General features: G+C 60.2%; 26 protein-coding genes and 1 pseudogene. 4 read left to right on the forward strand and 23 right to left on the reverse strand.

The genetic code is table 11. From position 1 onward, the window contains the following. Positions 1 to 6 precede the first annotated feature (6 nt). The gene (locus tag C4J92_RS21515) at positions 7 to 555 is read right to left on the reverse strand and encodes a sugar ABC transporter ATPase (RefSeq protein ID WP_124364282.1); all 549 of its coding nucleotides are present in this window, start codon (positions 553 to 555) and stop codon (positions 7 to 9) included. Between the two features lie 141 nt (positions 556 to 696). Beyond that, positions 697 to 1,464, reverse strand: a complete 768-nt coding sequence (locus C4J92_RS21520; protein WP_124405845.1) for a sulfite exporter TauE/SafE family protein — start codon at positions 1,462 to 1,464, stop codon at positions 697 to 699. A gap of 123 nt (positions 1,465 to 1,587) precedes the next feature. On the opposite strand from C4J92_RS21520, the gene xseA reads away from it, so the two are divergent. From xseA to leuA, 3 genes are all read left to right on the forward strand, one after another. Continuing rightward, positions 1,588 to 2,967, forward strand: coding sequence for an exodeoxyribonuclease VII large subunit (xseA, locus tag C4J92_RS21525; RefSeq protein ID WP_124364284.1), 1,380 nt, complete (start codon positions 1,588 to 1,590; stop codon positions 2,965 to 2,967). A gap of 3 nt (positions 2,968 to 2,970) precedes the next feature. Continuing rightward, on the forward strand, positions 2,971 to 3,792 hold the full coding sequence (locus C4J92_RS21530; RefSeq protein WP_124405195.1) for a peptidoglycan DD-metalloendopeptidase family protein: 822 nt from the start codon (positions 2,971 to 2,973) through the stop codon (positions 3,790 to 3,792). Positions 3,793 to 4,116: 324 nt separating this feature from the next. Continuing rightward, complete coding sequence (leuA, locus tag C4J92_RS21540; protein ID WP_124405196.1) at positions 4,117 to 5,796, forward strand: 2-isopropylmalate synthase; 1,680 nt, start codon at positions 4,117 to 4,119, stop codon at positions 5,794 to 5,796. A gap of 181 nt (positions 5,797 to 5,977) precedes the next feature. Here the strand turns inward: leuA and C4J92_RS21545 are convergent, their stop codons facing one another. The 21 genes and pseudogenes from C4J92_RS21545 to trmJ all read right to left on the reverse strand — a co-directional run bounded on the left by C4J92_RS21545 (position 5,978) and on the right by trmJ (position 24,931). Further along, positions 5,978 to 6,769, reverse strand: a complete 792-nt coding sequence (locus C4J92_RS21545; protein ID WP_124405197.1) for an amidohydrolase — start codon at positions 6,767 to 6,769, stop codon at positions 5,978 to 5,980. Next, the gene (locus C4J92_RS21550; protein ID WP_124405198.1) at positions 6,757 to 7,905 is read right to left on the reverse strand and encodes a pyridoxal phosphate-dependent aminotransferase; all 1,149 of its coding nucleotides are present in this window, start codon (positions 7,903 to 7,905) and stop codon (positions 6,757 to 6,759) included. Before C4J92_RS21550 ends, C4J92_RS21545 begins: the two co-directional genes overlap by 13 nt. Positions 7,906 to 8,032: 127 nt before the next feature. After that, on the reverse strand, positions 8,033 to 9,502 hold the full coding sequence (gene der / locus C4J92_RS21555) for a ribosome biogenesis GTPase Der (protein ID WP_124364290.1): 1,470 nt from the start codon (positions 9,500 to 9,502) through the stop codon (positions 8,033 to 8,035). 272 nt (positions 9,503 to 9,774) lie between these two features. Further along, on the reverse strand, positions 9,775 to 10,926 hold the full coding sequence (gene bamB / locus C4J92_RS21560; protein WP_124405199.1) for an outer membrane protein assembly factor BamB: 1,152 nt from the start codon (positions 10,924 to 10,926) through the stop codon (positions 9,775 to 9,777). Beyond that, on the reverse strand, positions 10,919 to 11,560 hold the full coding sequence (locus C4J92_RS21565) for a YfgM family protein (RefSeq protein WP_124364292.1): 642 nt from the start codon (positions 11,558 to 11,560) through the stop codon (positions 10,919 to 10,921). Before C4J92_RS21565 ends, bamB begins: the two co-directional genes overlap by 8 nt. Positions 11,561 to 11,601: 41 nt before the next feature. After that, positions 11,602 to 12,891, reverse strand: a complete 1,290-nt coding sequence (gene hisS, locus C4J92_RS21570) for a histidine--tRNA ligase (protein WP_124368255.1) — start codon at positions 12,889 to 12,891, stop codon at positions 11,602 to 11,604. 23 nt (positions 12,892 to 12,914) lie between these two features. Beyond that, positions 12,915 to 14,024 carry a flavodoxin-dependent (E)-4-hydroxy-3-methylbut-2-enyl-diphosphate synthase gene (gene ispG, locus C4J92_RS21575; protein ID WP_124368256.1) on the reverse strand — a complete coding sequence of 370 codons (1,110 nt, stop codon included), beginning with the start codon at positions 14,022 to 14,024 and terminating at the stop codon, positions 12,915 to 12,917. Between the two features lie 2 nt (positions 14,025 to 14,026). Continuing rightward, a complete protein-coding gene (locus C4J92_RS21580; RefSeq protein WP_124405200.1) occupies positions 14,027 to 15,007 on the reverse strand; it encodes a RodZ family helix-turn-helix domain-containing protein in 981 nt (326 codons plus the stop codon). Beyond that, positions 15,007 to 15,765, reverse strand: a complete 759-nt coding sequence (gene pilW / locus C4J92_RS21585; protein WP_124405201.1) for a type IV pilus biogenesis/stability protein PilW — start codon at positions 15,763 to 15,765, stop codon at positions 15,007 to 15,009. Before pilW ends, C4J92_RS21580 begins: the two co-directional genes overlap by 1 nt. Positions 15,766 to 15,777: 12 nt before the next feature. Further along, positions 15,778 to 16,926 carry a 23S rRNA (adenine(2503)-C(2))-methyltransferase RlmN gene (gene rlmN / locus C4J92_RS21590; RefSeq protein WP_124405202.1) on the reverse strand — a complete coding sequence of 383 codons (1,149 nt, stop codon included), beginning with the start codon at positions 16,924 to 16,926 and terminating at the stop codon, positions 15,778 to 15,780. A gap of 29 nt (positions 16,927 to 16,955) precedes the next feature. Beyond that, complete coding sequence (gene ndk, locus C4J92_RS21595; protein ID WP_003175956.1) at positions 16,956 to 17,381, reverse strand: nucleoside-diphosphate kinase; 426 nt, start codon at positions 17,379 to 17,381, stop codon at positions 16,956 to 16,958. A gap of 92 nt (positions 17,382 to 17,473) precedes the next feature. After that, positions 17,474 to 17,677, reverse strand: a complete 204-nt coding sequence (gene iscX / locus C4J92_RS21600; RefSeq protein WP_124405203.1) for a Fe-S cluster assembly protein IscX — start codon at positions 17,675 to 17,677, stop codon at positions 17,474 to 17,476. Positions 17,678 to 17,691: 14 nt separating this feature from the next. After that, positions 17,692 to 18,033 carry an ISC system 2Fe-2S type ferredoxin gene (gene fdx / locus C4J92_RS21605; RefSeq protein ID WP_057723961.1) on the reverse strand — a complete coding sequence of 114 codons (342 nt, stop codon included), beginning with the start codon at positions 18,031 to 18,033 and terminating at the stop codon, positions 17,692 to 17,694. Between the two features lie 3 nt (positions 18,034 to 18,036). Continuing rightward, positions 18,037 to 19,899 (reverse strand): Fe-S protein assembly chaperone HscA, encoded by a 1,863-nt coding sequence (gene hscA, locus C4J92_RS21610; RefSeq protein ID WP_124405204.1) that lies wholly within the window; start codon positions 19,897 to 19,899, stop codon positions 18,037 to 18,039. Between the two features lie 51 nt (positions 19,900 to 19,950). Continuing rightward, positions 19,951 to 20,471 (reverse strand): annotated as a pseudogene (gene hscB, locus C4J92_RS21615) (co-chaperone HscB). 8 nt (positions 20,472 to 20,479) lie between these two features. Further along, a complete protein-coding gene (gene iscA, locus C4J92_RS21620) occupies positions 20,480 to 20,803 on the reverse strand; it encodes an iron-sulfur cluster assembly protein IscA (protein ID WP_003209680.1) in 324 nt (107 codons plus the stop codon). Between the two features lie 28 nt (positions 20,804 to 20,831). After that, on the reverse strand, positions 20,832 to 21,218 hold the full coding sequence (iscU, locus tag C4J92_RS21625) for a Fe-S cluster assembly scaffold IscU (protein ID WP_003175965.1): 387 nt from the start codon (positions 21,216 to 21,218) through the stop codon (positions 20,832 to 20,834). Positions 21,219 to 21,317: 99 nt separating this feature from the next. Beyond that, positions 21,318 to 22,532 (reverse strand): IscS subfamily cysteine desulfurase, encoded by a 1,215-nt coding sequence (locus C4J92_RS21630; RefSeq protein ID WP_057723964.1) that lies wholly within the window; start codon positions 22,530 to 22,532, stop codon positions 21,318 to 21,320. A gap of 50 nt (positions 22,533 to 22,582) precedes the next feature. Beyond that, positions 22,583 to 23,074: a Fe-S cluster assembly transcriptional regulator IscR gene (gene iscR / locus C4J92_RS21635; protein ID WP_003194020.1), complete on the reverse strand. Its 492-nt coding sequence runs from the start codon at positions 23,072 to 23,074 to the stop codon at positions 22,583 to 22,585. Positions 23,075 to 23,375: 301 nt separating this feature from the next. Continuing rightward, complete coding sequence (gene cysE, locus C4J92_RS21640; RefSeq protein WP_124371767.1) at positions 23,376 to 24,158, reverse strand: serine O-acetyltransferase; 783 nt, start codon at positions 24,156 to 24,158, stop codon at positions 23,376 to 23,378. A gap of 2 nt (positions 24,159 to 24,160) precedes the next feature. Continuing rightward, positions 24,161 to 24,931 (reverse strand): tRNA (cytosine(32)/uridine(32)-2'-O)-methyltransferase TrmJ, encoded by a 771-nt coding sequence (gene trmJ / locus C4J92_RS21645; protein ID WP_124364301.1) that lies wholly within the window; start codon positions 24,929 to 24,931, stop codon positions 24,161 to 24,163. Positions 24,932 to 25,076: 145 nt separating this feature from the next. Between trmJ and suhB the strand changes: the two genes are divergently transcribed. Further along, a complete protein-coding gene (suhB, locus tag C4J92_RS21650; RefSeq protein WP_003175971.1) occupies positions 25,077 to 25,892 on the forward strand; it encodes an inositol-phosphate phosphatase in 816 nt (271 codons plus the stop codon). Positions 25,893 to 26,002 lie beyond the last annotated feature (110 nt).

A 26,002-nucleotide genomic window follows, 5' to 3' on the forward strand; every position in this document is an offset into this window, starting at 1 on the left:
GCAAACCTACAGCTCGACCTTGACCCAAGCGATCTTCTGGTCCAGCCAATCGGCAAATTCGTCGATAAAGCTTTGCTTGAACCCCGCCTCTGCCCAATTGTTGAAGATAAAGCCCAGGTTGGAAAACCCGCATTCCTGCAGGAACAGGAAGCCGTTGATGTCGTCTTCGTGCCCACACAGCGGGCAGGTGAAGTTGTCGGTGTGGCCGGGCATCCAGTCTTCCAGGCTGTCGAACAGGGCTTCACCGACTTCCTTGCGGCACTCTGGGCAGCCGGCTTCTTCAAGAAAGCCTTTGGCCGGCGTATAGATGCAGCGTTTGTAGATGATTTCCAGGCCATTGACCGGTTCGTTGAACGGCAGCGCCTGCGGGTGCAGCACCACTGCGCGGGCGCCATCGGCCAGGGCGTAGGCCATGCGATTGCCGGTACGGCCGCAGGTGGTCAGTTCTTCCTTGATGATGTTCTTGCGCACCAGCCAGCGCACGATTGCCCGCGCACGGGGCTCGTGGACGGGCAAGGTGGAGATTTTCGGGACAAGGATGCTTTGGGAGTTCATGGGAGTCCTGCGGTGTGGCTGCTGACGCTATCGGGGGCGAGCCCCTCCCACATTTGAATTGTGAACACAGTTAACTGTGGGAGGAGGCTTACCCCCGATGGCGCCCTGAAGGCTGGCAGCTTAATCCCTGCTCCACCCAGGTCAAGTACTCAAATACCGCCCAATCAACGCAATCCCACTGGCCAGCACCAACCACGTCACCACCCGCACAAACGCCTCACGGGACAGACGCATCGTCAACCGGCGCCCGCACCACAGCCCCAGGGCCATCGCCGGCAACAGGCACACCGCCAACATCAGCAGCGGCAAATCGGCATACACGCCAGCGATCAGGAACAGGCTCAGGCGCACCACCGTGCTGCAACTGATCAAGGCGCTTTGCGTGGCCCGCGCCGCGTCCTTGGGCAAACGACTGTTCAGGTAGATCGCATATAAAAAGCCGCCGCTGCCGAACAACGCCCCAAACAAGCCGCCGACCGTCCCCATGGGAATCGACCAGCCCGCCGCCAACTGCGTGGGCCGCGCCTTCACCGCCAGGCTGTAGATCGCGTATGCGCTGATAAACAGGCCCATCAACAGCAGCAACAGGTCCGAATGCAGGTTGAGCAGAAACACCACACCCAAGGTGCAACCGATGGCCATACACGGCAGCAGTCGCAGCAATTCCGGTTTGCTCACGTCCCGACGTGTTTGCAGCAGGCCACCAAAGGCTGCGACAAAATCCAACAAGACCAACAGTGGGATGATCTTCGACAACGGCATGAACAGAATCAGCACAGGCCCTGCCACCAGCGCAGTACCAAATCCGGCGATACCGAAAACGATATAGGCCACGACGATACCGAGGCCGATCACCAGCCACTCAACCGCGCCGAACGACCACTGGCTCATCAGCTCAACCACATACATGGGCAATTCCTTGAAAGAGAATGCCGACACTTTAGTCATCCGTGAGCATTGCGCCAGCACGAAGGGGCGCGCTGGTGGAGCAATTCTGCCAAACCTTGCGTGAATGCCTATAAACTGCGGCCCATGATTAAAGATCCTTTTGCCCGACTGGGCCTGGACCGCGAAGTCCTGACTGTCAGCCAGCTCAACGGCCGCGCGCGGGTGTTGCTGGAAGACGTGTTCACCAATATCTGGGTTGAAGGCGAGATCTCCAACCTCGCCCGCCCGGCCTCCGGCCATGTGTATTTCACCCTCAAGGACAGCGGCGCCCAAGTACGTTGCGCGTTGTTTCGAAACAACGCGGCGCGGGTGCGCCAGGCGCTGAAGGATGGCCTGGCGGTGAAGGTGCGTGGCAAGGTCTCGTTGTTCGAGGGGCGTGGCGACTACCAGTTGATCCTCGACACCGTGGAGCCGGCGGGCGACGGCGCGCTGCGCCTGGCCTTCGATGCCCTGAAGGAAAAGCTCAGCGCAGAAGGCCTGTTCAGTGCCGAGCGCAAGGTGCCATTGCCGGCGCACCCTCGGCGCATCGGCATTATCAGTTCGCCGACCGGCGCGGTGATTCGCGACATCATCAGCGTATTCCGCCGACGCGCGCCGAACATTGAACTGACATTGATTCCGACCGCCGTACAAGGCCGCGAGGCAATCGCGCAGATTGTGCGTGCGCTGAAACTCGCCGACGCCCGCGGCTTCGACGCGCTGATCCTGGCCCGTGGCGGCGGCTCGCTGGAAGACCTCTGGTGCTTCAACGAAGAAGCCGTGGCCCGTGCGATAGACGCCTGCGTCACGCCCATCGTGAGTGCCGTCGGGCATGAAACCGATGTGTCGATCAGCGACTTCGTGGCAGACGTGCGCGCGCCTACCCCGTCCGCCGCCGCTGAACTGCTGGCACCGGACGCCAGCCACCTGGTGCGCCAGGTGGAAAACCTGCATCGCCGCCTGGTGATGTTGATGCGCAACCGCCTGAGCCACAGCCGCCTGCGCCTGGAAGGCATGGCCCGCCGCCTGCGTCACCCGGGCGAACGTCTGCGCCAGCAGGCCCAGCGCCTGGACGACCTGGACATGCGCCTGCGCCGCGCCTTCGAGCGCAGCCTCAATACCCGTCGCGAACGCTTGATCCGCCTGGAAACCCGCCTCGCCGGGCAGCACCCAGGCCGCCAGCTGGCCCTGCTGCGCCAGCGTCTGGACAGCCTCGCCGAACGCCTGCCCCGGGCCATGCGCGAGGGCCTCAAGGCGCGACGCCTGCAGCTGCAAAGCCAGGTGCAGACACTGCAGGTGGTCAGCCCGCTGGCGACCCTCGGCCGTGGCTACAGCATCCTGCTCGACGAGCGCGGCCAGGCGATCCGCAATGCCGCGCAAACCCACACCGGCCAGCGCCTGACCGCGCGTCTCGGTGAGGGCCAACTGCAAGTGCGGGTGGAAGACAACCACCTGACGCCCGTCACCCTTTCGTTACTGGATTGATCGATGCCACGCTTTCTCAGCTTGTTGATGCTCGTTTGCCTGACCTTCAATGCCCACGCCGACAGCTACATCACGCGCCTGCTGAACAAGCCGGTGCCCGGTGGCGTAGCGGTGGTGGACCTGGGGCCTGCGGCAACGGCGCCCAAAGCCACCTACCTGAACAGACCGGTGCTGGTGGTAAAGGAGCAAAACAACTGGCTGGCGATTGTAGGGATCCCACTGACGGTCAAGCCGGGTACCGAACGCATTGTCCACGGCGGGCAGCAACTGCCGTTCGTGGTGGGATTCAAGAAATACCCCGAGCAACGCATCACCTTGAAGAACAAAAGCCAGGTCAACCCGGAACCGGCGCAACTCAAACGCATCGAGGCCGAGCTGGCCGTGCAGCTCAAGGCCTATCGCAGTTTCAGCCCGAATACACCGAGCAACCTGCTGCTGGACAAACCGGTCAACGGGCCGCTGTCGAGCAAGTTCGGGGTAAGACGTTTCTTTAATGGAGAGGAGCGCAATCCGCATTCGGGTCTGGATTTTGCCGTTGGCGCAGGTACGCCGATCAAGACCCCGGCGGCTGGCAAGGTGATCCTGACCGGCAACTACTTCTTCAACGGCAACACCGTGTTCGTCGACCATGGGCAGGGCTTTATCAGCATGTTCTGCCATATGTCGAAGATCGATGTGAAAGTCGGCGACCAACTGACGCGCGGCGCGGTGGTGGGTAAGGTCGGCTCGACCGGTCGAGCAACCGGGCCGCATATGCATTGGAACGTCAGCCTTAACGACGCACGAGTCGACCCGGCGATCTTCATCGGCGCTTTCCAGCCCTGAATGAGCCAATTGCGCGCCCAATAAAGGCTGCGCAATTAAAGTCAGCCGCTGCCTGATTTTTAGCCATAAAATCTCTATTCCTACGCGAATAGGAGAACTTATCTCAATTTTTCGCGACTGCTTGCCATCTTTCACCCCGACGGTTAGGGTTGGGCTTATGAAAACCTCTCACACCCTCATTCAGCTTCGTCAGCACCGCAGCCTGTGCCTGGTCAGCGCACGACTGCCAGGCTGAATCGATCTGCCTCGTCTTTAAGCTTTATCCCCAATAACAGTTCTACGGCAGGCCGCCTTTTCTCGGCCCCTACAACAAAGGATTTCCCGATGAGCATGCTCAAAGACCCGTCTTCGAAATACCGTGCGTTTCCGATCATCGATATCCCGGACCGCACCTGGCCGTCCAAAACCATCACCACTGCGCCGATCTGGTGCAGCTCGGACTTGCGTGATGGCAACCAGTCGCTGATCGAACCGATGGACGCCGCGAAAAAGCTGCGCTTCTGGAAGACCCTCGTGGCCGTCGGCGTAAAGGAAATCGAAGCGTCCTTCCCGGCCGCGTCGCAAACCGATTTCGATTTCGTACGCACCCTGATCGAAGGCAACCACATCCCCGAGGACACCACCATCCAGGTGCTGACCCAGGGCCGTGAAGACTTGATCGAACGGACCTTCGAATCCTTGCGCGGGGCCAAGAAAGCCATCGTGCACTTGTACAACGCCACTTCGCCGTCGTTCCGCCGCATTGTGTTCAATCAAGACAAGGAAGGCGTCAAGGCCATCGCGGTCAACGCCGCCAAGCTGTTCGTCAAATACGCCGCGCAACAGCCGCAAACCCAGTGGACCTTCGAATACTCGCCGGAGACCTTCAGCGCCACTGAGCTGGAGTTCGCCAAGGAAGTCTGTGACGCGGTGATCGAGGTATGGAACCCGACGCCCGAGCACAAGATGATCCTCAACCTGCCGGCCACCGTGGAATGCGCCACGCCGAATATCTATGCCGACCAGATCGAGTGGTTCGGTCGCCATATCAACCGCCGTGACAGCGTGATCATCAGCCTGCACACCCACAACGACCGTGGCACGGGCGTCGCCGCCACCGAGCTGGGCCTGATGGCCGGGGCCGATCGTGTCGAAGGCTGCCTGTTCGGCAACGGCGAGCGCACCGGCAACGTCGACCTGGTTACCGTGGCGCTGAACATGTACACCCAGGGCCTCGACCCGCAGCTGGATTTCTCCGATATCGACGGCGTGCGCAAAGTCGTCGAGGAGTGCAACCAGATCCAGGTGCACCCACGTCACCCGTATGTTGGCGACCTGGTGCACACCGCGTTCTCCGGCTCCCACCAGGACGCAATCCGCAAGGGCTTCGCTCAGCAGAAAGACGATGCGTTGTGGGAGGTGCCGTATTTGCCGATCGATCCGGCAGACATCGGCCGCAGCTACGAGGCGGTGATCCGTGTGAACAGCCAGTCGGGCAAAGGCGGCATCGCCTACCTGCTGGAGCAGGAATACGACATCAGCCTGCCACGCCGCATGCAGATTGAATTCAGCCAGGTGGTACAGGCTGAAACCGACCGCGTCGGCCTTGAAATGACCGCACCTCAGATCTACGCCTTGCTGCAACGCGAATACTTGCAGGCCAACACCCCGTACGCGCTGGTCAGCCATCGCCTGCAGGAAGAAAACGGCAACAGCTACGTGGAAGTGGAAGTCTCCGGCAAGGGCCAAGGCGAAACCAACCTGCACTGGAAAGGCAAAGGCAACGGCGCGTTGGAAGCGCTGGTGGCAGGCTTGCCGATTGGTGTGGAGATCATGGACTACAACGAGCACGCGATTGGTGCGGGTACCAACGCCAAAGCGGCGGCGTACATCGAACTGCGCGTAAATGGCGAGCGTCCGGTGCATGGCGTGGGGATTGATGAAAACATCACCACCGCGAGCTTCAAGGCGCTGTTCAGTGCGCTGAACCGCTCGCTGAGCCAGCAGGAAGCGAAAGCGGCGTAAGCTATCGGCGCAATGCAAAAGGCCCCTGGGTGAGAATCCAGGGGCCTTTTTATTTGAGAGGTGTGCTGATCGGTCTGGCCTCATCGGGAGCAAGCCCCTCCCACATTTTGATCTGTGAACAAATTCCAAATGTGGGAGGGGGCTTGCTCCCGATAGCGATAGTCCCGACAGCAAAAATCCATCAGACAAACTGGAAAGTATCCGCATCCAGGTTCGCCGGAAAGCGCGTGCGATACGCCGCCAACTCAGCCGCATCCAGCTTCACCTGAAACACTCCATCCGCTTCCCCCGCGCTCAGCAATGTCTCACCCTGGAAATCCAGCACCTGGCTATCGCCGGTGTAGGCAAAGCCCTTCCCATCCGTGCCCACGCGGTTCACCGCGGCGACATAGCACAGGTTTTCGATGGCCCGCGCCGGCAACAGTCGGTTCCAATGCTGACGCCGCGCCCCCGGCCAATTGGCGGTGTAAAGCAACAAGTCGGTGTCCTGGGCATCACGACTCCACACCGGGAAGCGCAGGTCGTAGCAAATCAACGGCCGAATACGCCAACCGTTCAATTCGAACTGCACCTGACGTTCGCCGGGGGTGTAGTGGTCGTGCTCGCCGGCCATGCGGAACAGGTGGCGCTTGTCGTAATGCAGCACCTCACCGTCAGGCCGCGCCCAGAGCAGGCGGTTACGGTGGCTGCCATCCGCCGCCTGAATGATCACACTGCCCGTGATCACGGCGTTGTATTTCGCGGCCTGGGCCTGGAGCCAACGGTGCGTCGGGCCGTTTTCCGGTTCGGCCAGGGAAGCCGACTCCATGGAGAAACCGGTGGTGAACATTTCCGGCAATACAATCAGGTCGACGCCGCTGGCCTGCTCCAGCAACAGCTCGAAATGCTCAAGATTGGCCTGGCGGTCGTGCCACGCCAGGGTGGTCTGGATCAGGGCAATGTTCAGGTCTGGCAAGGCGCTCAAATCACGCATAGTTTTTCCGCCGCCTGTTGCAGCGTTTCCTCGCGTTTGGCAAAGCACAGGCGCACCAGGCGCTGGCCTTGGGGTGGGTTGCGGTAGAACACAGAGATGGGAATCGACGCCACGCCGTGTTCGCGCGTCATCCATTCGGACATGGCGACATCATCCAGGTCCGGGCGAATCCGGGAATAATCCACCAGTTGAAAGTAAGTCCCCGCCGATGGGCTGAAGCTGAACCGCGACGGCGCCAGCAACCGGCAGAACAGGTCGCGCTTGGCTTGGTAGAACGCCGGCAGCGCAGCCACGTGCTCCGGGTGCTCGGCCATAAAGTCGGCCAGCGCGTACTGCAACGGCGTCACGCCACAGAAACTGACGTATTGATGCACCTTGCGCAGCTCGGCAGTGAGGGCCGGCGGTGCAACCACATAGCCGGTTTTCCAGCCCGTGACGTGATAGGTCTTGCCGAACGAGCTGACCACGAACGCACGCGGGTACAGCTCCTCGTGGGCGAGCACGCTGACGTGGGGCACGTCGTCGAACACCAGGTGTTCATACACTTCATCGCTGAGCAGATAGATATCGCGGCCGCGAATCAGCTCGGCCAGTTGGTCCAGTTCCTCACGGCTGACAAGGGCGCCGCTGGGATTGTGCGGGGTATTGAGCACAATCATGCGCGTGCGCGGCGACAGCGCGGCCTTGATGCGCTCGAAGTCCAGGCTGAAATCCTGCAGGCCCAGCTGCACATGCACGCAGCGCCCGCCGGCCAGCTCTACCGAGGGCGCGTAGCTGTCGTAGCAAGGGTCGAAGATGATCACTTCGTCACCGTTGCGAATAACCGCCTGGATAGCGCAGAAAATGCCCTGGGTCGCGCCCGGCGTAATGGTTACTTCACGCTCGGCATCGACGCTGACACCGTAGCTGCGGGCAATCTTAGCCACCACCTGCTGGCGCAGCGCGGGCAAACCGCTCATCGGTGCGTATTGGTTATGCCCGTTGGCGACGTGCCGCCCTACAGCGTCGAGCAAGTCTTGAGGGCCATTGAAGTCGGGAAAACCCTGGGACAGGTTGATTGCGCCGGTGTCGGCCGCCAACTGCGACATGCTGGTGAAGATGGTGGTGCCGACATTCGGCAGCTTGCTGATGATCATGGGAGCGCCCCTCGGGTGAGCTGCAAGTTTTAAGCTTCAAGCTACAAGCTGGTCAACCGTCGCGCACAAAAAAGGGCTCGAACGGAGCCCTTTCTTGCAGCTTGTAGCTTACAACTTGGCGCTGCCGCTATTTCTTATCACGGCGCTTTTTATCGGCTTTCTTGTGATGCGTCATCATCCGACGCTTCTTGTTGACCTGGCGGTCGGTAAGGCTGTTCTTGTTGCCTTCGTATGGGTTCTCGCCACCCTTGAACTCGATACGGATCGGCGTACCGACCAGTTTCAAGACACGGCGGTAGGTGTTTTCCAGGTAACGCACATAGGACTTGGGCACCTTCTCGATCTGGTTACCGTGGATCACGATAATCGGCGGGTTGGCACCACCCAAGTGGGCGTAACGCAGTTTGATGCGGCGGTTGTTGACCATCGGCGGCGCGTGCTCGCCCACCGCGTCTTCCAGGATCTGGGTGAGGCGGTTGGTCGGCCAGCGGGTGACCGCGGACTTGAACGAGTTCTGTACGGACGCGTAGAGGTTGCCCACACCAGTGCCGTGCAGTGCCGAGATGAAGTGGATATCGGCGAACTCAACGAAGAACAGGCGACGCTGCAGCTCGATCTTGACGAAATCGCGCTCGCTCGGCGTCATGCCGTCCCACTTGTTGATCGCGATCACCAGCGCACGGCCGGCTTCCAGGGCGAAGCCCAGCAGGTTCAGGTCGTGGTCCACCACGCCTTCGCGGGCGTCCATCACGAAGATCACCACGTTGGCGTCTTTGATCGCCTGCAGGGTTTTCACCACGGAGAATTTTTCAACTTCTTCGTGGATCTTGCCGCGCTTGCGCACACCGGCGGTGTCGATCAGCGTGTACTTCTCGTCGTTGCGCTCGAACGGGATGTAGATGCTGTCGCGGGTGGTGCCGGGTTCGTCATAGACGATTACCCGGTCTTCACCGAGCATACGGTTGACCAGGGTCGACTTGCCGACGTTAGGGCGGCCGATGATGGCGATCTTGATACCGTCTTTTTCGCTCGGGCCAGGAATGCGCTTGGCTTCCTCGCCTTCGGCGACGATCTCCTCCTCACCCTCTTCTTCCTCATCGTCATCCTTGGGAAACGTGCTGAGGGCAATTTCCAGCATCTGCGTGATGCCGCGACCGTGGGCACCGGCAACCGGGATCGCATCGCCCAGGCCCATCGGGCTGAATTCGGCACGGGCCGCCTCAGGATCGATGTTATCGATCTTGTTCGCGACCAGATAGGAACGCTTGTTGCGCTTGCGCAGGTGCTCGCCAATCATCTGGTCGGCAGCGGTGTAGCCCGCACGGGCGTCCACCAGGAACAACACGACATCGGCTTCTTCAATGGCCAGCAGCGACTGCTCGGCCATTTTTTCATCCATGCCATGTTCGTCACCGGAGATACCACCGGTGTCGACAATAATGTAGGAGCGCCCTTGCCACTTTGCCTCACCGTATTGGCGATCACGGGTAAGACCGGACAAGTCGCCGACGATGGCGTCGCGAGTCCTGGTCAGGCGGTTGAACAAGGTGGACTTGCCGACGTTAGGTCGGCCCACCAGGGCAATTACGGGAACCATGCGGCTCTCCACTTCGTTATTTCAGAAAATACAAAAGCCGCTGCAGGGCAGCGGCTGGTGCTCGACTGTAGGAGCGAGCTTGTCGTGGCGAGGGAGCTTGCTCCCGCTGGGCTGCGTAGCAGCCCCAAAACCATTCGACCGAGATGCATCAGATGCACCTGTTTGACCAGTTTGGGAGCGCTTCGCACTCCAGCGGGAGCAAGCTCCCTCGCCACATGACGCTCGCTCCTACAGGTGAAGCTGCCAGAGGGCTAAGCCCCCAAGCATAGTTCTTACTTGATGGTCAGGGCTTCCAGCTTGCCGCTGTTGCCATACACATAAAGCATGTTACCCACCACCAGCGGACGCGCACGCAGGCCGTCGCTGTCGATACGCTCGCGACCTACAAAGCGACCGTCCACCTGGCTCAGCAGGTGCAGGTAGCCTTCGAAGTCACCGACCGCTACGTAGCTGGAAAAGACTTCCGGTGCCGACAGTTGACGGCGCGCCAGGGAGTCGTTGCTCCACAGTGCAGTGGTGGAACGCTCGTCGACACTTTCAACGGTGCCGGACGCCAGGCTCACATAGACGCTGCCAAACCCTTGGGCGACACCGGCGTAGCTGGAAGCATCACGCTGCCAGTTGACCCGACCGCTCTGCAGGTCCAGTGCCGCGACACGGCCCTGATAAGTGGCGACGTAGAGGGTCTCGCCGGACAGCAACAGGCCGCCGTCGATGTCCACCACGCGATCCAGCTCGGAGCGACCTTGCGGGATAGCTACGCGGGTTTCCCAGGCCGGCACGCCATTCTGGGTATTCAGGGCAATCACTTTACCGGTCGACAGGCCCGCAACGGCCAGATTGTTGGTCACAATCGGACCGCTGGTACCGCGCAAGGTCAACACCGCCGGGGTGCTGTCGTACAACCAGCGCTGGTTGCCAGTGGCCGCGTCCAGACCGATTACGCGGTCATCCTGGGTTTGCACTACGACGACATCGCCGTTGGTGGCAGGCGGTGCGAGGACTTCACTGGTCACGCGAGCGCGCCATTTCTCTTCACCGGTGCTGGAATCCAGGGCTACGACCTCACCCTTGAGCGTGCCGAGCATGACCATGCCGTAACCCACGCCTACGGCGCCGGAAACAGGCAACTCAAGGTCTTTCTTCCACTTCACGTCACCGGTCATGCGGTCCATGGAGGTCACGATCCCAGTGACGTCAGCGGCTACAATGTTGTCACCGTCGATTGCCGGTACCAGCATGTTGTAGGTTTCACCCTGACCGTCACCGATGGAGCGGCTCCACTGCTTTTGCAGTACCACTTCTTCCTTGAAGCTGGTCAGCTCCGCAGGCGGCAGTTCTTTTTTACTGTTGCTGCTGCAACCCGCGGCCAGAACGGCCAGAGCCAGCAATGCTGCATGTTTCCAACGGATCACGTCACGCATCCCCTTTGGCCAAGTCGTCCAGCTTGATTTGTAAGCCACCGACCGCCGCTTCATCAGACAGCGCCGCCTTGGCTTTTTGGTACGCAGCATTGGCTTCGTCGGTACGACCCAATTGGACCAACAGGTCGCCCTTGAGCTCTTCGCGAGTGGCTACAAATGCCTTGTCAGCATCGCCGTCGAGCAGTTTGAGTGCTTCGTCAGCCTTGTTCTGTGCCGCCAACACCTGTGCCAGGCGCTGACGTGCGATTTCACCCAGGGTCGGGTTGGTCGGTTTGTCGGCGATCGCCTTGAGCTCAGTGGCTGCATCATCGAGCTTGCCGGTGTCGACCGCGACTTTCGCGACGAACAGGCTGCCGTACTGCGCGTAGGCAGTACCGCCAAATTCGTTCTTCAGCTTGCCGGCCAGGTCTGCCACTTGGGCAGGGTCGGGCTTGCCGTCCGGCGTCAGGGTAGTTTCCAGCAACTGCTGATAAACGATCGAGGCGCCCTGGGACTGGTTGGCCTGATACTTGGTCCAGGCCTGCCAGCCGAACACCACCACTAAAGCCAGCAGACCGCCAGTAACCAGGGGCTTGCCGTTACGCTGCCACCAGTCCTTGAACTCGGCCAGTTGCTCATCATCAGTACTCGACACCCCAATACTCCTTAATCGCTAAATTCGGCTGTTCGACAGCTTCAACCCTGCACGACGCAGGTGGCCAGGTGCGCAGCGAGCGCATCAAAGGCAATGTTCTGTTGTTCGCCCTGACCACGCAGGGGTTTGAAACCTATCACTTGCTGGGCCAATTCGTCATCGCCGAGGATCAGCGCATACAACGCGCCGCTCTTGTCGGCCTTCTTGAACTGGCTCTTGAAGCTACCCGCACCGGCATTGATCTGCAGACGCAGGTTCGGCAGCTGGTCGCGCACTTTTTCGCTCAGGGCCAACGCTGCCAGTTCGGCGGCCTCGCCAAAAGCACAAAGATACACGTCCACCTGACGGGAAATCTCTTCGGGCACTTGCTCCAGGGTCTCCAGCAGCAGGATCAGCCGCTCGATGCCCATGGCGAAACCCACGCCTGCGGTCGGCTTGCCGCCCATTTGCTCGACCAGGCCGTCGTAACGACCACCGGCACACACGGTGCCTTGGGCGCCGAGTTTGTCGGTGACCCATTCGAACACGGTCTTGCTGTAGTAATCGAGGCCGCGCACCAGCTTCGGGTTGATCACATACGGGATACCCGCCGCATCCAGGCGAGCCTTGAGGCCCTCGAAGTGCGTGCGGGATTCTTCGTCCAGGTAATCGGCCATTTTCGGCGCATCGAGCAGCACGGCCTGGGTGTCGGCGTTCTTGGTATCGAGTACGCGCAACGGGTTGGTCTTCAGGCGGCGCTGGCTGTCTTCGTCCAGTTTATCCAGGTGGGCAGACAGGTACTCCACCAGGGCGACCCGGTAGCGGCCACGGGACTCACTGGTGCCCAGGCTGTTGAGTTCGAGCTTGACCGCGTCGCGGATGCCCAACTGGCCCCACAGGCGCCAGGTCAGCACGATCAGTTCGGCGTCAATGTCCGGGCCGTCCAGGTTGAAGACTTCGCAACCGATCTGGTGAAACTGGCGATAACGGCCTTTCTGCGGGCGCTCGTGGCGGAACATTGGGCCGATGTACCACAGTTTCTGGGTCTGGCCGCCACCGGTGATGCCATGCTCCAGCACAGCGCGAACGCACGCGGCGGTGCCTTCCGGACGCAGGGTCAGGGAGTCGCCGTTACGGTCTTCAAAGGTGTACATCTCTTTTTCGACGATGTCGGTCACTTCACCGATGGAGCGCTTGAACAGCTCGGTGAATTCAACGATCGGCATACGAATCTGCTTGTAACCGTAGTTATCCAGCAGGCGCGCGACCGTGCTCTCGAAATAGCGCCACAGTGGCGTCTGCTCCGGCAGGATGTCGTTCATGCCACGAATGGCTTGCAGAGACTTGCTCACATCAAATCCTTAAATTCGTTCAATCAGCCGCGAGCGATCAGCGCTGCATCAGCGGCGACCTTTTCGGCCGCTTTCTGGCGGATCAGCTTTTCCAGCTCATCCACCAGATTGTCATTCGTCAATTTCTGCGACGGTTTGCCGTCGATATAAATCAGGTTCGGCGTACCGCCGGTCAAGCCCACATGTGCCTCTTTGGCTTCGCCCGGTCCGTTGACCACGCAACCGATCACCGCCACATCCAGCGGCACCAGCAGGTCTTCGAGACGCAACTCCAGGTCGTTCATGGTTTTCACCACGTCGAAGTTCTGCCGCGAGCAGCTCGGACAGGCAATGAAGTTGATGCCACGAGAACGCAAACGCAGGGATTTGAGAATGTCGTAACCGACCTTCACTTCCTCTACGGGGTCTGCCGCCAGGGAGATGCGGATAGTATCGCCAATCCCTTCGGCGAGCAGCATACCGAGACCCACCGCAGATTTCACTGTGCCTGAGCGTAAACCGCCCGCTTCAGTGATGCCCAGGTGCAGTGGCTGTACGATTTCCTTGGCCAGCAGGCGGTAGGCTTCTACGGCCATGAACACGTCGGAAGCCTTTACGCTGACCTTGAAGTCCTGGAAATTCAGGCGTTCGAGGTGTTCAACGTGGCGCAGGGCCGACTCGACCAGCGCCGCAGGGGTCGGCTCGCCGTATTTCTTTTGCAGGTCTTTTTCCAGCGACCCGGCGTTAACGCCGATGCGGATGGGGATGCCGCGATCACGGGCCGCATCGACCACGGCGCGCACACGGTCTTCACGACCGATGTTGCCCGGGTTGATGCGCAGGCAGTCCACGCCCAATTCGGCTACGCGCAATGCGATCCTGTAGTCGAAGTGAATGTCGGCAACCAGTGGCACCTTGACCAATTGCTTGATACGGCCGAACGCTTCAGCAGCGTCCATGTCCGGTACGGAAACCCGCACGATGTCCACGCCGGCCGCTTCCAGACGATTGATCTGGGCGACGGTGGCGGCCACGTCATTGGTGTCGCTGTTGGTCATGCTCTGCACCGCGATGGGGGCATCGCCGCCCACCGGCACCGAGCCGACCCAGATCTTGCGCGATACGCGACGTTTGATTGGAGATTCGCCGTGCATGACTATTGTCCCAACTTGAGGCGAGCTGTCTCGCCACTGGTGAACGGCGCTACGTCCACAGGCTGGCCGTTGTAGGCCACTTGCGCGCCACGGGCGAAGCCCAGACGCAGCGTCAGAGGAAGCTTGCCGCCCTGGTCAAGCGTATCTCCCTTACGCTTGAGGCCGCTAAAGAGCACTTTGCCGTTGCCATCGGTGACTTGCGTCCAGCAGTCGGCAACGAAGGTGATCTGTACGCGCCCGTCACCGGCGATCAACGCAGGGGTGGTGGGCGGCGAAATGGCGGGCGCAGCCGGTGCGGCCGGCGCTGGCGCCTGTGCCGGAGCGGCTGCTGCAGGGGCCTGGGCGACAGGCGCTGCCGGGGCCGGAGCGGGTACGGCCGCAGTGGCAGCAGGTGCGCTGGCGGCGTCTGGAGCCGGCTGTTCGACGGGGGCAGGCGCTTCTGGGGCGGCTTGTGATTCGGCAACCGCCTGGTCTTCCGGCTCATCCAGCGGATGAATCTGGGTGGTGCCGTCGGCGCTTTCGACTTCGACGTGTTCCAGAGCGTTGCTGGTCAGGTCTTTATTGCGCTGGGAGGCCTGGTCTTGCCACCAGACGAAACCACCGCCGATCACCGCAATCAACAGCAACAGGCTGACGATGCGCAAAATCGTGTGGGAAACCCGAGTGGGCTCTTCGATACGCCCGAGGCCATGGACATTACTGCCCTGGGAGTCGGTGCCGGTGTACTGGTCGAACGCCTGGACCAACGCGGTCTGATCGATGCCCAGCAATTTGGCATAGGCGCGGATATAGCCGCGGGCAAACGTGTGCCCAGGCAGTTTGTCGAACGCGCCAGCCTCCAGGTTGGCCAGGGAGGTGCTGGTCAAATTGAGCTTGAGGGCCACTTCCGCCAGCGACCAACCATTGCTTTCGCGGGCCTGACGCAAGGTCTCGCCTGGGTTGACGCGATTAGCTGCTACAACTTCCGGGTGCGCGGCTTTCATCATTGCTCCGACAGGTATTGCTGATATTCCGGCGTACCGGGATAGAGTCGTTCGAGTTGCTGGCCAAAACGTGCGGCCGTGTCGCGTTCTTCATGAACCGTCGCCAGGCGCACACCGAGCAACAGACTACGTGCATTGTGCCCGCTGAGCCGGCTGAAACGCTCGTAATAGTCGCGTGCCGGCACATAATGCCTGTCTTCGTAAGACAACTCAGCCATTTCAAGCAAAGCGCGTGGCTGGCGAGCGTTCAGGAGCAGGGCTTTTTCCAGTTGCTGGCGCGCAAGCTCGCGCTGGCCAAGGTGTACCGACGTCACCCCAAGGTTCTCGAACACACGCGAACGCTCAGGATAAAGGGTATCGGTACTGGCCTGCCGGAAATAAACGGCTGCCTGCTCATAACGCTTCTGCTCGAACAGGAAACTGCCGTAGTTGTTCAGCAACCGGGCGTCGCCAGGACGGGAAGCCAGCGCCTTGGTGAAATACTGATCGGCCAACTCGGGCTCGGCCTGAGCCTTGAACACCAGCGCCAGCGCGGCATTGGCATCAGCATCGTCGGCATCCAGCTCAAGGGCCTTTTTCAAGGGCACCTTGGCCTGCTCGTTCATGCCTTGTTGCAGATAGCCCAAGCCCAGTTGCACATAGGCCACTCGCGCCGCGTCACGGCCCTTGCCGGTTTGCAAAGGGCTGTCATGGCCCGATGAAACACAACCGGTCGCGAGACCGGTAACAAGCAACAGCAGCGCAAGGCGCAAGGGCATAGAGGTCCTCTCTCAGTTTCGATTTGCAGCGCTTTGCGGTGCATCGTCGGCAGCGCTCAATTCCCGCACGGCGATGTAGCGCTCACTGCGACGGGTGCGATCCAGCACCTGCCCTACCAATTGGCCACAGGCGGCGTCGATGTCTTCACCGCGAGTCGTGCGAACGGTGACGTTGTAGCCGGCCTGGTGCAGTTGATCCTGGAAACGGCGGATGGCGTTGTTGCTCGGCCGCTCGTAGCCAGAATGGGGAAACGGGTTGAACGGAATCAGGTTGATCTTGCACGGGGTGTTCTTGAGCAGCTCGATCATCTCGACCGCGTGCTCGACCTTGTCGTTGATGTCCTTGAGCATGGTGTACTCAATGGTCAGCACACGCTTCTCGCCCAAAGTCGCCATGTAGCGCTGGCAAGATTCGAGCAGCATCTTAAGCGGATACTTCTTGTTGATCGGCACCAATTGGTTACGCAATGCGTCATTCGGTGCGTGCAGCGACAACGCCAGGGAAACGTCGATGTGCTTGGCCAGCTCATCGATCATCGGTACCACGCCGGAGGTCGACAGGGTCACACGGCGCTTGGAAATGCCGTAGCCCAGGTCGTCCATCATCAGGTGCATGGCCGCAATCACGTTGTCGAAGTTCAGCAGCGGCTCACCCATGCCCATCATCACCACGTTGGTGATTGCACGGTCGACGGTCGCCGGGACGCTGCCAAACGATTTGTTGGCAATCCACACCTGGCCGATGACTTCGGCGGCGGTGAGGTTGCTATTGAAGCCTTGCTTGCCGGTGGAGCAGAAACTGCAGTCCAGGGCACAGCCTGCCTGGGACGAAACGCATAAGGTGCCGCGCTTGCCCTGGGGAATGTATACGGTCTCGACGCAGCTGCCGGACGCCACGCGCACCACCCACTTACGGGTGCCATCGGTGGAGATGTCTTCGCTGACTACTTCAGGACCACGCACCTCAGCAATGTTCTTGAGCTTGTCGCGCAAGGCCTTGCTGACGTTCGTCATGGCGTCGAAATCATCGACGCCAAAGTGGTGAATCCACTTCATTACCTGACCGGCACGGAAACGCTTCTCCCCGATTGAGTCGAAGAATTTCTCCATTTCCGGCTGAGTCAGACCCAGCAGGTTGGTTTTAACAGTCGATGTCGTCATGGATTCACCCTCACTCTTTAAGCCGATGCTTAGCGAGCGGTTACTTCGGTAGCTGCGAAGAAGTACGAGATTTCGCGAGCAGCAGCGGCTTCGGAGTCCGAACCGTGTACAGCGTTGGCGTCGATGGATTCAGCGAAGTCAGCACGGATGGTGCCGGCAGCAGCTTCTTTAGGGTTGGTAGCGCCCATCAGCTCACGGTTCAGAGCGATAGCGTTTTCGCCTTCCAGAACCTGAACAACAACAGGACCGGAGATCATGAAGGCAACCAGGTCGCCGAAGAAGCCACGAGCGCTGTGCTCAGCGTAGAAGCCTTCAGCTTCAGCCTTGGACAGTTGCTTGAGTTTCGAAGCTACAACCTTCAGGCCGGCTTTTTCGAAACGAGTGGTGATCTCGCCGATGACGTTTTTTGCAACAGCGTCAGGCTTGATGATGGAGAAAGTACGTTGAACAGCCATGGTGTAACTCCAGAAACGGTAATTTACGAAAAATTAAACCCGCGAATTATACGCGGGTTATTGGGTATTGCCTAACTGCGTAAAAAGGCGGCTCAGTCGTCTGCTTCTTCGATCCACAGAGCCTGAATCGCCTCCAGAACCTTTTCGCCACCCCGGTCCGGGATGTCGTCGAATTCCGGCAGCGCCATCACGAGGTTGCGCAGCTTGACGAAGTTCACTGTCAGAGGATTGACCTCAGGATGAGCTTCAGCAAGTTGTATAGCGATTTCTTGTACATCAACCCATTTCAGGCTCATGACATTTCCTTGAATCAATGCGGCGCTTCGGCCGCATGGTTGAGCGAATACTTCGGAATTTCGACAGTGATGTCTTCAGTGCCGACCTTGGCCTGACAGCTCAGGCGAGAAGTCGCTTCCAGGCCCCAGGCGCGGTCAAGGAAGTCCTCTTCCAGCTCATCGGCCTCTTCCAGGCTGTTGAAGCCTTCGCGGATGATGCAGTGGCAGGTGGTGCAGGCACACACACCGCCGCAGGCGCTTTCGATCTCAATATGGTTGTCGTGGGCGACTTCAAGGATGGACTTGCCGGTCTCAGCCTCCACGACCATACCATCCGGGCAATGCTCGGCGTGTGGCAGAAAAATGATCTGCGGCATCAGTTAATCCTCAAGTTCATTCAGGTTGCGGCCCGCCAGGGCGGCTTTTACCGACTGGTCCATACGACGGGCGGCAAAGGCATCGGTCACTTGCGACAGACGCTTGGTCTGCTGCTCGATGGCATAACCATCGGTGCCTTTCATGAGTTCGGCCAGTTCCTGCATCTGCAGGTCGATGACCATGCGCTCCTCGCTATCCAACAGGCGCTCGCCGTCAGCCTCAAGGGCGCCCTGCACCGCTTCGAGCAGGCGCTGGGCGTCGACTTGCTGCTCACGCAACACGCGGGCGACCTTGTCGTCGCTGGCATATTGGAACGAATCCTTGAGCATCTTGGCGATTTCGCCGTCAGTCAGCCCGTAGGAAGGCTTGACCTGGATGCTGGCTTCAACGCCTGAGGCCAATTCGCGCGCAGCCACGCTGAGCAGGCCGTCGGCGTCCACCTGGAAGGTCACGCGAATCTTCGCCGCGCCCGCAACCATGGCCGGGATACCGCGCAATTCAAAACGCGCCAGGGAGCGGCAGTCGCTGATCAGCTCGCGCTCGCCTTGCAGCACATGGATCATCATGGCCGTCTGGCCATCTTTGTAGGTGGTGAAGTCCTGGGCGCGGGCGACGGGAATGGTGGTGTTGCGTGGAATCACCTTTTCCATCAGGCCGCCCATGGTTTCCAGGCCCAGGGACAACGGAATCACATCAAGCAGCAGCAGTTCGCCACCATCGCGCTTATTGCCGGCCAGGGTATCGGCCTGGATCGCGGCGCCAATGGCGACGACTTGGTCCGGGTCAATTTCAGTCAACGGCTGGCGGCCAAAGGCTTGGGCGACGGCTTCACGCACGCGCGGAACACGGGTGGAGCCGCCCACCATGACCACGGCACCGACGTCTTCCAGTTCGATACCGGAGTCTCGCACCGCGCGGCGGCAGGCTTTCAGGCTGCGGGCGACCATGGGTTCGATCAACGCATCGAAGGCTTCGCGCGTCAGCTGGGCCGACCAGGTGCCGTAGGAAACTTCAACAGTTGCAGCATCCGTCAGCGCTTCCTTGGCGGCGCAGGCGGTTTGCAGCAGGCTGCGCTGTGCACCCGGGTCCAGGTCGGCAGACAAGCCCGCACTGCTGATGATCCAGCTCGCGATGGCGTGATCAAAGTCGTCACCGCCGAGGGCGCTGTCGCCGCCGGTGGCCAGCACTTCAAAGACGCCGCCGGTCAGGCGCAGGATTGAAATATCAAAGGTGCCGCCGCCCAGGTCGTAAATCGCGACCAGGCCTTCAGCATGCTGATCCAGGCCATAAGCCACGGCAGCCGCAGTCGGCTCATTGAGCAGGCGCAGCACGTTCAGACCGGCGAGTTTCGCCGCGTCCTTGGTGGCTTGGCGCTGCGCGTCATCGAAATACGCCGGGACGGTGATCACCGCACCGACCAGTTCGCCGCCCAAGGTGGTTTCCGCACGCTGGCGCAGCACCTTGAGAATATCGGCAGACACTTCCACCGGGCTTTTCGGGCCTTGGACGGTGTCGATGAACGGCATATGGGATTCGCCGCCGACAAAGCGGTACGGCAGCTGATCGCCCAATTGCTTGACGTCGGACAACCCACGACCCATCAAGCGCTTGACCGACAACACGGTGTTCAAGGGGTCGGTAGACGCTGCCAGCTTGGCCGACTCGCCCACTTCGATGCGGTCGGCGTGATAACGCACGGCGGATGGCAGGATCACCTGGCCATCGGCATCGGGCAGTGGCTCGGACAGGCCGCTGCGCAAGGCAGCGACCAGGGAATTGGTGGTGCCCAGGTCAATCCCGACCGCCAGGCGACGCTGGTGCGGTTGAGGGCTTTGGCCGGGTTCGGCGATTTGCAGTAGAGCCATGGTAATCAGGTCTTATCTGTCTATCAGGCGTGCATCACGGGCAGCACTGGGTTAATCGTCGAGGCGCTCTTCTAGCTGGCGCACTTCGTAGGTGAGCTTGTCGAGGAACTGCATGCGCCGCATCAGGCGCTCGGCCTGCTCGCGTTGCGCCGCATCATCCCAACAGGCTGCGAAGCTTTCGTTGAGCTCATCCTGGGCGGTTTTCAGACGCCGCTTGAAGACCGCGACTCCAGCCACATCGGCTTCGTCCTGCAACTCTTCAAGTTCTTCGCGCCACTGCATCTGCTGCATCAGGAAGTCCGGGTCATGCACGGTGACTTCCATCGGCAACTCACCGCCCTTCATCGCAAGCAAATAACGCGCGCGCTTGGGGGGCTTTTCAGCGTCTGATAGGCTTCGTTGAGGCTGGCCGATTGCTCCAGCGCCAGGCGTTGCTCACGCTCGGAAGCGTCAGCGAAACGGTCCGGATGCACGCCACGCGCCAATTCTCGATAGCGCGTGGCAAGCTGCTCGAGGTCCAGCCGAAAGCTCGGTTGCAACTCGAATAAAGCGAAATGACAAGGAGTACCCACAAGAAGCCTCAGATGTTGAAGCTTTCGCCGCAGCCACATTCACCGCGTACGTTGGGGTTGTTGAACTTGAAGCCTTCGTTCAACCCTTCCTTGACGAAATCGAGCTCGGTGCCGTCCAGGTAGGTCAGGCTCTTTGGGTCGATGATCACTTTCTCGCCGTGACTTTCGAACACCTGATCCTCTTCAACCACCTCGTCGACAAACTCCAGCACGTAGGCAAGGCCGGAACAGCCCGTGGTGCGAACACCCAGACGAATCCCCTCACCTTTACCGCGCCCATTCAGGGAGCGGCGAATGTGCTGCGCAGCCGCTTCTGTCATGCTGATAGCCATCGTTGACTCCTTACTCGTCGCCAAATACTTAGATCAAGCCTTTCTTCTGCTTGTAGTCGCGAACGGCCGCCTTGATGGCGTCTTCGGCGAGTACCGAGCAGTGAATTTTCACCGGCGGCAGGGCCAGTTCTTCGGCCAGCTGGGTGTTGCTGATGGTGACAGCCTCATCCAGGGTCTTGCCTTTCATCCATTCGGTCGCCAGGGAGCTGGAGGCGATGGCCGAACCGCAGCCGTAGGTCTTGAACTTGGCGTCTTCGATAACGCCAGCGTCGTTGACCTTGATCTGCAGGCGCATCACATCGCCGCACGCCGGAGCGCCAACCATGCCAGTGCCGACATCAGGATCTTCCGCGTTCATCTTGCCGACGTTGCGCGGGTTTTCGTAGTGGTCGATGACCTTTTCGCTGTAAGCCATGGTACTGAATCCTCACTCATCAGGGCCGCTCTGGAACCCTGTAGAAACGCCTGCGTTTTCCGCCACGTTCCTACAGAGCTTGGGTGGCGGCTTCTATATTTAGTGTGCCGCCCACTCGATCTTGGAAATGTCGACACCGTCTTTGTACATGTCCCACAGCGGCGACAGAACGCGCAGCTTGTTGACGGCTTCGCAGACTTTCTGCGCGGCGTAGTCGACTTGCTCTTCAGTGGTGAAGCGGCCGAAGGTAAAGCGGATCGAGCTGTGTGCCAGTTCGTCGTTGCGGCCCAGGGCGCGCAATACATACGAAGGCTCAAGGGACGCCGAGGTGCAGGCCGAACCGGACGAAACCGCCAGGTCCTTGAGCGCCATGATCAGCGACTCGCCTTCGACGTAGTTGAAGCTCAAATTCAGGTTGTGCGGTACGCGGGCGGTCATGCTGCCGTTGATGTACAGCTCTTCAAGGTTCTCGACCTGCTTGTAGAAGCGATCGCTCAGGGCCTTGATGCGCACGTTTTCGGCCGCCATGTCTTCCTTGGCGACGCGGAAGGCTTCGCCCATGCCGACGATCTGGTGGGTCGCCAGGGTGCCGGAACGCATGCCGCGCTCGTGACCGCCGCCATGCATGGTCGCTTCGATACGCACCCGTGGCTTGCGGCTCACGTACAGCGCGCCGATGCCTTTAGGGCCGTAGGTCTTGTGGGCCGAGAACGACATCAGGTCGACTTTCAGCTTGGACAGGTCGATGTCGACCTTGCCGGTGGACTGAGCGGCGTCGACGTGCAGCAGAATGCCCTTGGAACGGGTCAGTTCGCCAATCGCTTCGATGTCGTTGATGGTGCCGATTTCGTTGTTCACGTGAATCACCGAAACCAGGATGGTATCTTCACGCAGCGCGGCTTCGATCATGGCCGGGGTGACGATACCGTCGGTGGTCGGCTCGAGGTAGGTGACCTCAAAACCTTCACGCTCCAGTTGGCGCATGGTGTCGAGGACAGCCTTGTGCTCAATCTTGGTGGTGATCAGGTGCTTGCCCTTGGTCGCATAAAAATGCGCCGCGCCCTTGATTGCCAGGTTGTCGGACTCGGTGGCACCGGAGGTCCAGACGATTTCGCGCGGGTCTGCGCCAACCAGGTCGGCGACCTGGCGACGAGCGTTCTCGACCGCTTCCTCGGCTTTCCAGCCGAATACGTGGGAACGGGAGGCCGGGTTGCCGAAGTTTCCGTCAACCAGCAGGCATTCGCTCATTTTTTGCGCGACACGCGGATCAACCGGGGTGGTCGCTGAGTAATCAAGGTAAATCGGCAATTTCATGGACTTTCTCCTAAATCAGGCTGGCTGGCGTGCCGTTAGCTCTGCGGCTGTCACTCGACGGCGGACGCTTCGATCTTGTCCAGACGCGGCGCCTTGGTGTTGCAACGGCGCTGGTCCTGACGCTGGGCTACTTCTTGCACCTCACGGCGAGTCACAAGATCAGCCAAGCTGATACCACTCAAAAACTCATGGATCTGCAGGCTCAAGTCACACCACAAGTGGTGCGTGAGGCAGGTGTCGCCGGCGTGGCAGTCACCCAGGCCCTGGCATTTGGTGGCATCGACGGATTCGTTGACCGCGTCGATCACCTGGGCCACCTGAATGCCCTGCATGTCGCGGGACAACTGATAGCCACCACCTGGCCCCCGCACGCTGGAAACCAAGTTGCTACGGCGCAATTTGGCGAACAGTTGCTCGAGGTAGGACAGGGAAATGCCTTGGCGCTCGGAGATATCGGCCAGGGACACCGGCCCAGTTTGCGCGTGCAAAGCCAGGTCGAGCATGGCAGTCACCGCGTATCGGCCTTTTGTAGTCAGTCTCATGGACAAGTACCAAGGTGTTTCAGAATGGGAGCAAGTATGCGATTCCCGAGTATTTAAGTCAACTATAAGACCTAGTACTTTAGTCAGGATTACCCGTAAAAAGGGCGCGCGAATCATAGCAGGATGGGGTGGGGAGGAACAGCGGGAACAGGGTTTGGCAGAAATTCCCAGACCAATGAGGATCAAATGTGGGAGGGGGCTTGCTCCCGATGGCGGTGGATCAGCCAAAACTCTGGTCGCTGACACTTTGCTATCGGGAGCAAGCCCCCTCCCACAGGGTTATTGCGGCGGGTCTTAGACTTCAGCTGGCCTTGGTGGCCGCTTCGCTCTTGATCTCGGCGAAGTCTTCTTCGCGCAGCTCAGGCAGGTCTTTTGCGCAGTAGCTGCTGCCCAATTCCTTCAGCGCGCCGCACATCCCGTCCAGCTTGCCATCCACCGCTTGCAGGTGGTCAAGCAACTGGCCGATGGCGCGCGCCACCGGGTCGGGCATGTCTTCGCTCACGCCGTAGGCATCGAAGCCGATTTTTTCGGCCATGGCCTTACGCTTGGCCTCCTGCTCGTCGCCCACTTCCGGCTTGACGATGATCCGTCCAGGAATGCCCACCACCGTGGCACCGGGCGGCACTGCCTTGGTCACCACGGCATTGGAGCCCACCTTGGCACCGGCACCGACGGTGAACGGGCCGAGTACCTTGGCACCCGCGCCCACCACCACGCCGTCGCCCAGCGTCGGGTGACGCTTGCCTTTATTCCAAGTGGTACCGCCCAGGGTGACACCCTGATAGAGGGTCACGTCATCGCCAATTTCAGCCGTCTCGCCAATCACGATGCCCATGCCATGGTCGATAAAGAAACGACGACCGACCTTGGCGCCCGGATGAATCTCGATCCCGGTCAACCAGCGCCCGAAGTTCGACACCAACCGCGCCAGCCATTTCCAGCCCATGCCCCACAAGGCGCCGGACAAACGGTGAATCCAGATCGCGTGCATGCCCGGGTAGCAGGTCAGCACTTCAAAGGCGTTGCGCGCCGCCGGGTCACGGTGGAAAACACTCTGGATATCTTCTCGCAAACGCTCGAACATTTTTAATCCTTCCGCTTAAGGAGCTCACCACGGGCCGCTTTCTGGGTCTCCGTGAGGATGCCACGCAATATATTCATTTCCGCCCGACTGACCGAGCTGCGCCCGTAAAGGCGACGCAGGCGCGCCATCAAGTGCCGTGGTTTTTCAGGATCGAGGAACTCGATGGCCACCAGGGTTTGCTCCAGGTGCTCATAGAAGCGCTCAAGCTCGTCCATGGTGGCGAGCTCGCCACTTTTGGTCGATGCAACCTCATCCTTCTCCATCTTGCTGGGCTGACCGGCAGCCGCGAGCCAGGCCATGCGCACTTCATAAGTCAGCACCTGCACCGCCGCGCCGAGGTTCAGCGAACTGAACTCAGGGTCTGATGGAATGTGCACGTGGTAATGACATCGTTGCAGCTCTTCATTGGTCAGGCCGGAGTCTTCACGGCCAAATACCAACGCGATTTCTGCACCGCCCGCCGCCTCTTCCACCACTTTGGTACCGCACTCACGCGGGTCCAGCAGCGGCCAGGGAATGCGACGATCACGGGCGCTGGTGCCGAGCACCAGGTTGCAGCCGACCAGGGCATCTTCCAGGGTGGCGACAACCTGGGCGTTTTCCAGGATGTCATTGGCGCCGGATGCGCGGGCATCGGCCTCGTGGTGCGGAAACACACGTGGCTCGACCAGCACCAGGCGCGTCAGCCCCATGTTTTTCATGGCTCGCGCCACCCCGCCGATGTTGCCGGGATGACTGGTATTGACCAGGACGACACGAATGTTTTGCAGCAAGGGAGGCGCTCTCGGACACGGGAAAGGGGAGCAAATCTTACAGAACCGCCCAAGGTTATGCCATGAAAGCTAACGTCGTCCTTCACCTGAAGAAAGTTTCTGCTAGAATGCCCGGCTTTCTTTAACAACCTTAGGTGACACATCCATGCAGCCCATGCTGAATATCGCGCTGCGCGCCGCCCGCAGCGCCAGTGAATTGATCTTCCGCTCTATCGAGCGCCTGGATACCATCAAGGTCGACGAAAAAGACGCCAAGGATTATGTATCCGAGGTGGATCGCGCCGCCGAACAGAAAATCATCGACGCCCTGCGCAAGGCCTACCCTACCCACGGCATCCTCGGTGAAGAAACCGGCCTGCACAAAGGCAGCGGTGAAGGCGAAGACTACCTGTGGATCATCGACCCACTGGATGGCACCACCAACTTCCTGCGCGGCATCCCACATTTTGCCGTGAGCATTGCCTGCAAATACCGTGGCCGCCTGGAACACGCCGTCGTTCTCGACCCGGTTCGCCAGGAAGAATTCACCGCCAGCCGTGGCCGTGGCGCCCAACTCAATGGCCGTCGCCTGCGCGTGAGCGGGCGCACCAGCCTGGATGGCGCCTTGCTGGGTACTGGCTTCCCGTTCCGTGACGATCAAATGGACAACCTGGAAAACTACCTGGGCATGTTCCGCGCCCTGGTTGGCCAGACCGCGGGTATCCGTCGCGCTGGCGCAGCGAGCCTGGACCTGGCTTACGTCGCCGCCGGTCGTTTTGATGCGTTCTGGGAGTCGGGCCTGTCGGAGTGGGACATGGCGGCGGGCGCCCTGTTGATCCAGGAAGCGGGCGGCTTGGTGAGCGACTTCACCGGCGGTCATGACTTCCTTGAGAAAGGCCATGTGGTTGCCGGCAACACCAAATGCTTCAAGGCAGTGCTGACGGCGATCCAGCCGCACCTGCCGGCTTCGCTGAAGCGCTAAGCGAGCAGGCACAAAAAAGCACCCCTAGGGGTGCTTTTTTTATGCCTGGGATTTGCTGCGCCCTGAAATGTCAGCTACACCATCAACCAAATGTGGGAGGGGGCTTGCTC

Origin of the sequence: Pseudomonas sp. R3-18-08, from assembly GCF_003852065.1 — a bacterium.
Lineage (GTDB): Bacteria > Pseudomonadota > Gammaproteobacteria > Pseudomonadales > Pseudomonadaceae > Aquipseudomonas.

What these genes read in the sequence shown, in the direction of transcription:
- xseA (WP_124364284.1), top strand. Translation starts at nt 1,588, where the DNA reads ATGATTAAAGATCCTTTTGCCCGACTGGGCCTGGACCGCGAAGTCCTG.
- ndk (WP_003175956.1), bottom strand. Translation starts at nt 17,381, where the DNA reads ATGGCTGTTCAACGTACTTTCTCCATCATCAAGCCTGACGCTGTTGCA.
- bamB (WP_124405199.1), bottom strand. Translation starts at nt 10,926, where the DNA reads ATGCGTGACGTGATCCGTTGGAAACATGCAGCATTGCTGGCTCTGGCC.
- cysE (WP_124371767.1), bottom strand. Translation starts at nt 24,158, where the DNA reads ATGTTCGAGCGTTTGCGAGAAGATATCCAGAGTGTTTTCCACCGTGAC.
- C4J92_RS21630 (WP_057723964.1), bottom strand. Translation starts at nt 22,532, where the DNA reads ATGAAATTGCCGATTTACCTTGATTACTCAGCGACCACCCCGGTTGAT.
- C4J92_RS21580 (WP_124405200.1), bottom strand. Translation starts at nt 15,007, where the DNA reads ATGAAAGCCGCGCACCCGGAAGTTGTAGCAGCTAATCGCGTCAACCCA.
- iscU (WP_003175965.1), bottom strand. Translation starts at nt 21,218, where the DNA reads ATGGCTTACAGCGAAAAGGTCATCGACCACTACGAAAACCCGCGCAAC.
- hscA (WP_124405204.1), bottom strand. Translation starts at nt 19,899, where the DNA reads ATGGCTCTACTGCAAATCGCCGAACCCGGCCAAAGCCCTCAACCGCAC.
- leuA (WP_124405196.1), top strand. Translation starts at nt 4,117, where the DNA reads ATGAGCATGCTCAAAGACCCGTCTTCGAAATACCGTGCGTTTCCGATC.
- ispG (WP_124368256.1), bottom strand. Translation starts at nt 14,024, where the DNA reads ATGCACGGCGAATCTCCAATCAAACGTCGCGTATCGCGCAAGATCTGG.
- C4J92_RS21550 (WP_124405198.1), bottom strand. Translation starts at nt 7,905, where the DNA reads ATGATCATCAGCAAGCTGCCGAATGTCGGCACCACCATCTTCACCAGC.
- fdx (WP_057723961.1), bottom strand. Translation starts at nt 18,033, where the DNA reads ATGCCGCAGATCATTTTTCTGCCACACGCCGAGCATTGCCCGGATGGT.
- C4J92_RS21545 (WP_124405197.1), bottom strand. Translation starts at nt 6,769, where the DNA reads ATGCGTGATTTGAGCGCCTTGCCAGACCTGAACATTGCCCTGATCCAG.
- rlmN (WP_124405202.1), bottom strand. Translation starts at nt 16,926, where the DNA reads ATGACGACATCGACTGTTAAAACCAACCTGCTGGGTCTGACTCAGCCG.
- iscR (WP_003194020.1), bottom strand. Translation starts at nt 23,074, where the DNA reads ATGAGACTGACTACAAAAGGCCGATACGCGGTGACTGCCATGCTCGAC.
- iscX (WP_124405203.1), bottom strand. Translation starts at nt 17,677, where the DNA reads ATGAGCCTGAAATGGGTTGATGTACAAGAAATCGCTATACAACTTGCT.
- pilW (WP_124405201.1), bottom strand. Translation starts at nt 15,765, where the DNA reads ATGCCCTTGCGCCTTGCGCTGCTGTTGCTTGTTACCGGTCTCGCGACC.
- iscA (WP_003209680.1), bottom strand. Translation starts at nt 20,803, where the DNA reads ATGGCTATCAGCATGACAGAAGCGGCTGCGCAGCACATTCGCCGCTCC.
- C4J92_RS21530 (WP_124405195.1), top strand. Translation starts at nt 2,971, where the DNA reads ATGCCACGCTTTCTCAGCTTGTTGATGCTCGTTTGCCTGACCTTCAAT.
- suhB (WP_003175971.1), top strand. Translation starts at nt 25,077, where the DNA reads ATGCAGCCCATGCTGAATATCGCGCTGCGCGCCGCCCGCAGCGCCAGT.
- der (WP_124364290.1), bottom strand. Translation starts at nt 9,502, where the DNA reads ATGGTTCCCGTAATTGCCCTGGTGGGCCGACCTAACGTCGGCAAGTCC.
- C4J92_RS21515 (WP_124364282.1), bottom strand. Translation starts at nt 555, where the DNA reads ATGAACTCCCAAAGCATCCTTGTCCCGAAAATCTCCACCTTGCCCGTC.
- C4J92_RS21520 (WP_124405845.1), bottom strand. Translation starts at nt 1,464, where the DNA reads ATGTATGTGGTTGAGCTGATGAGCCAGTGGTCGTTCGGCGCGGTTGAG.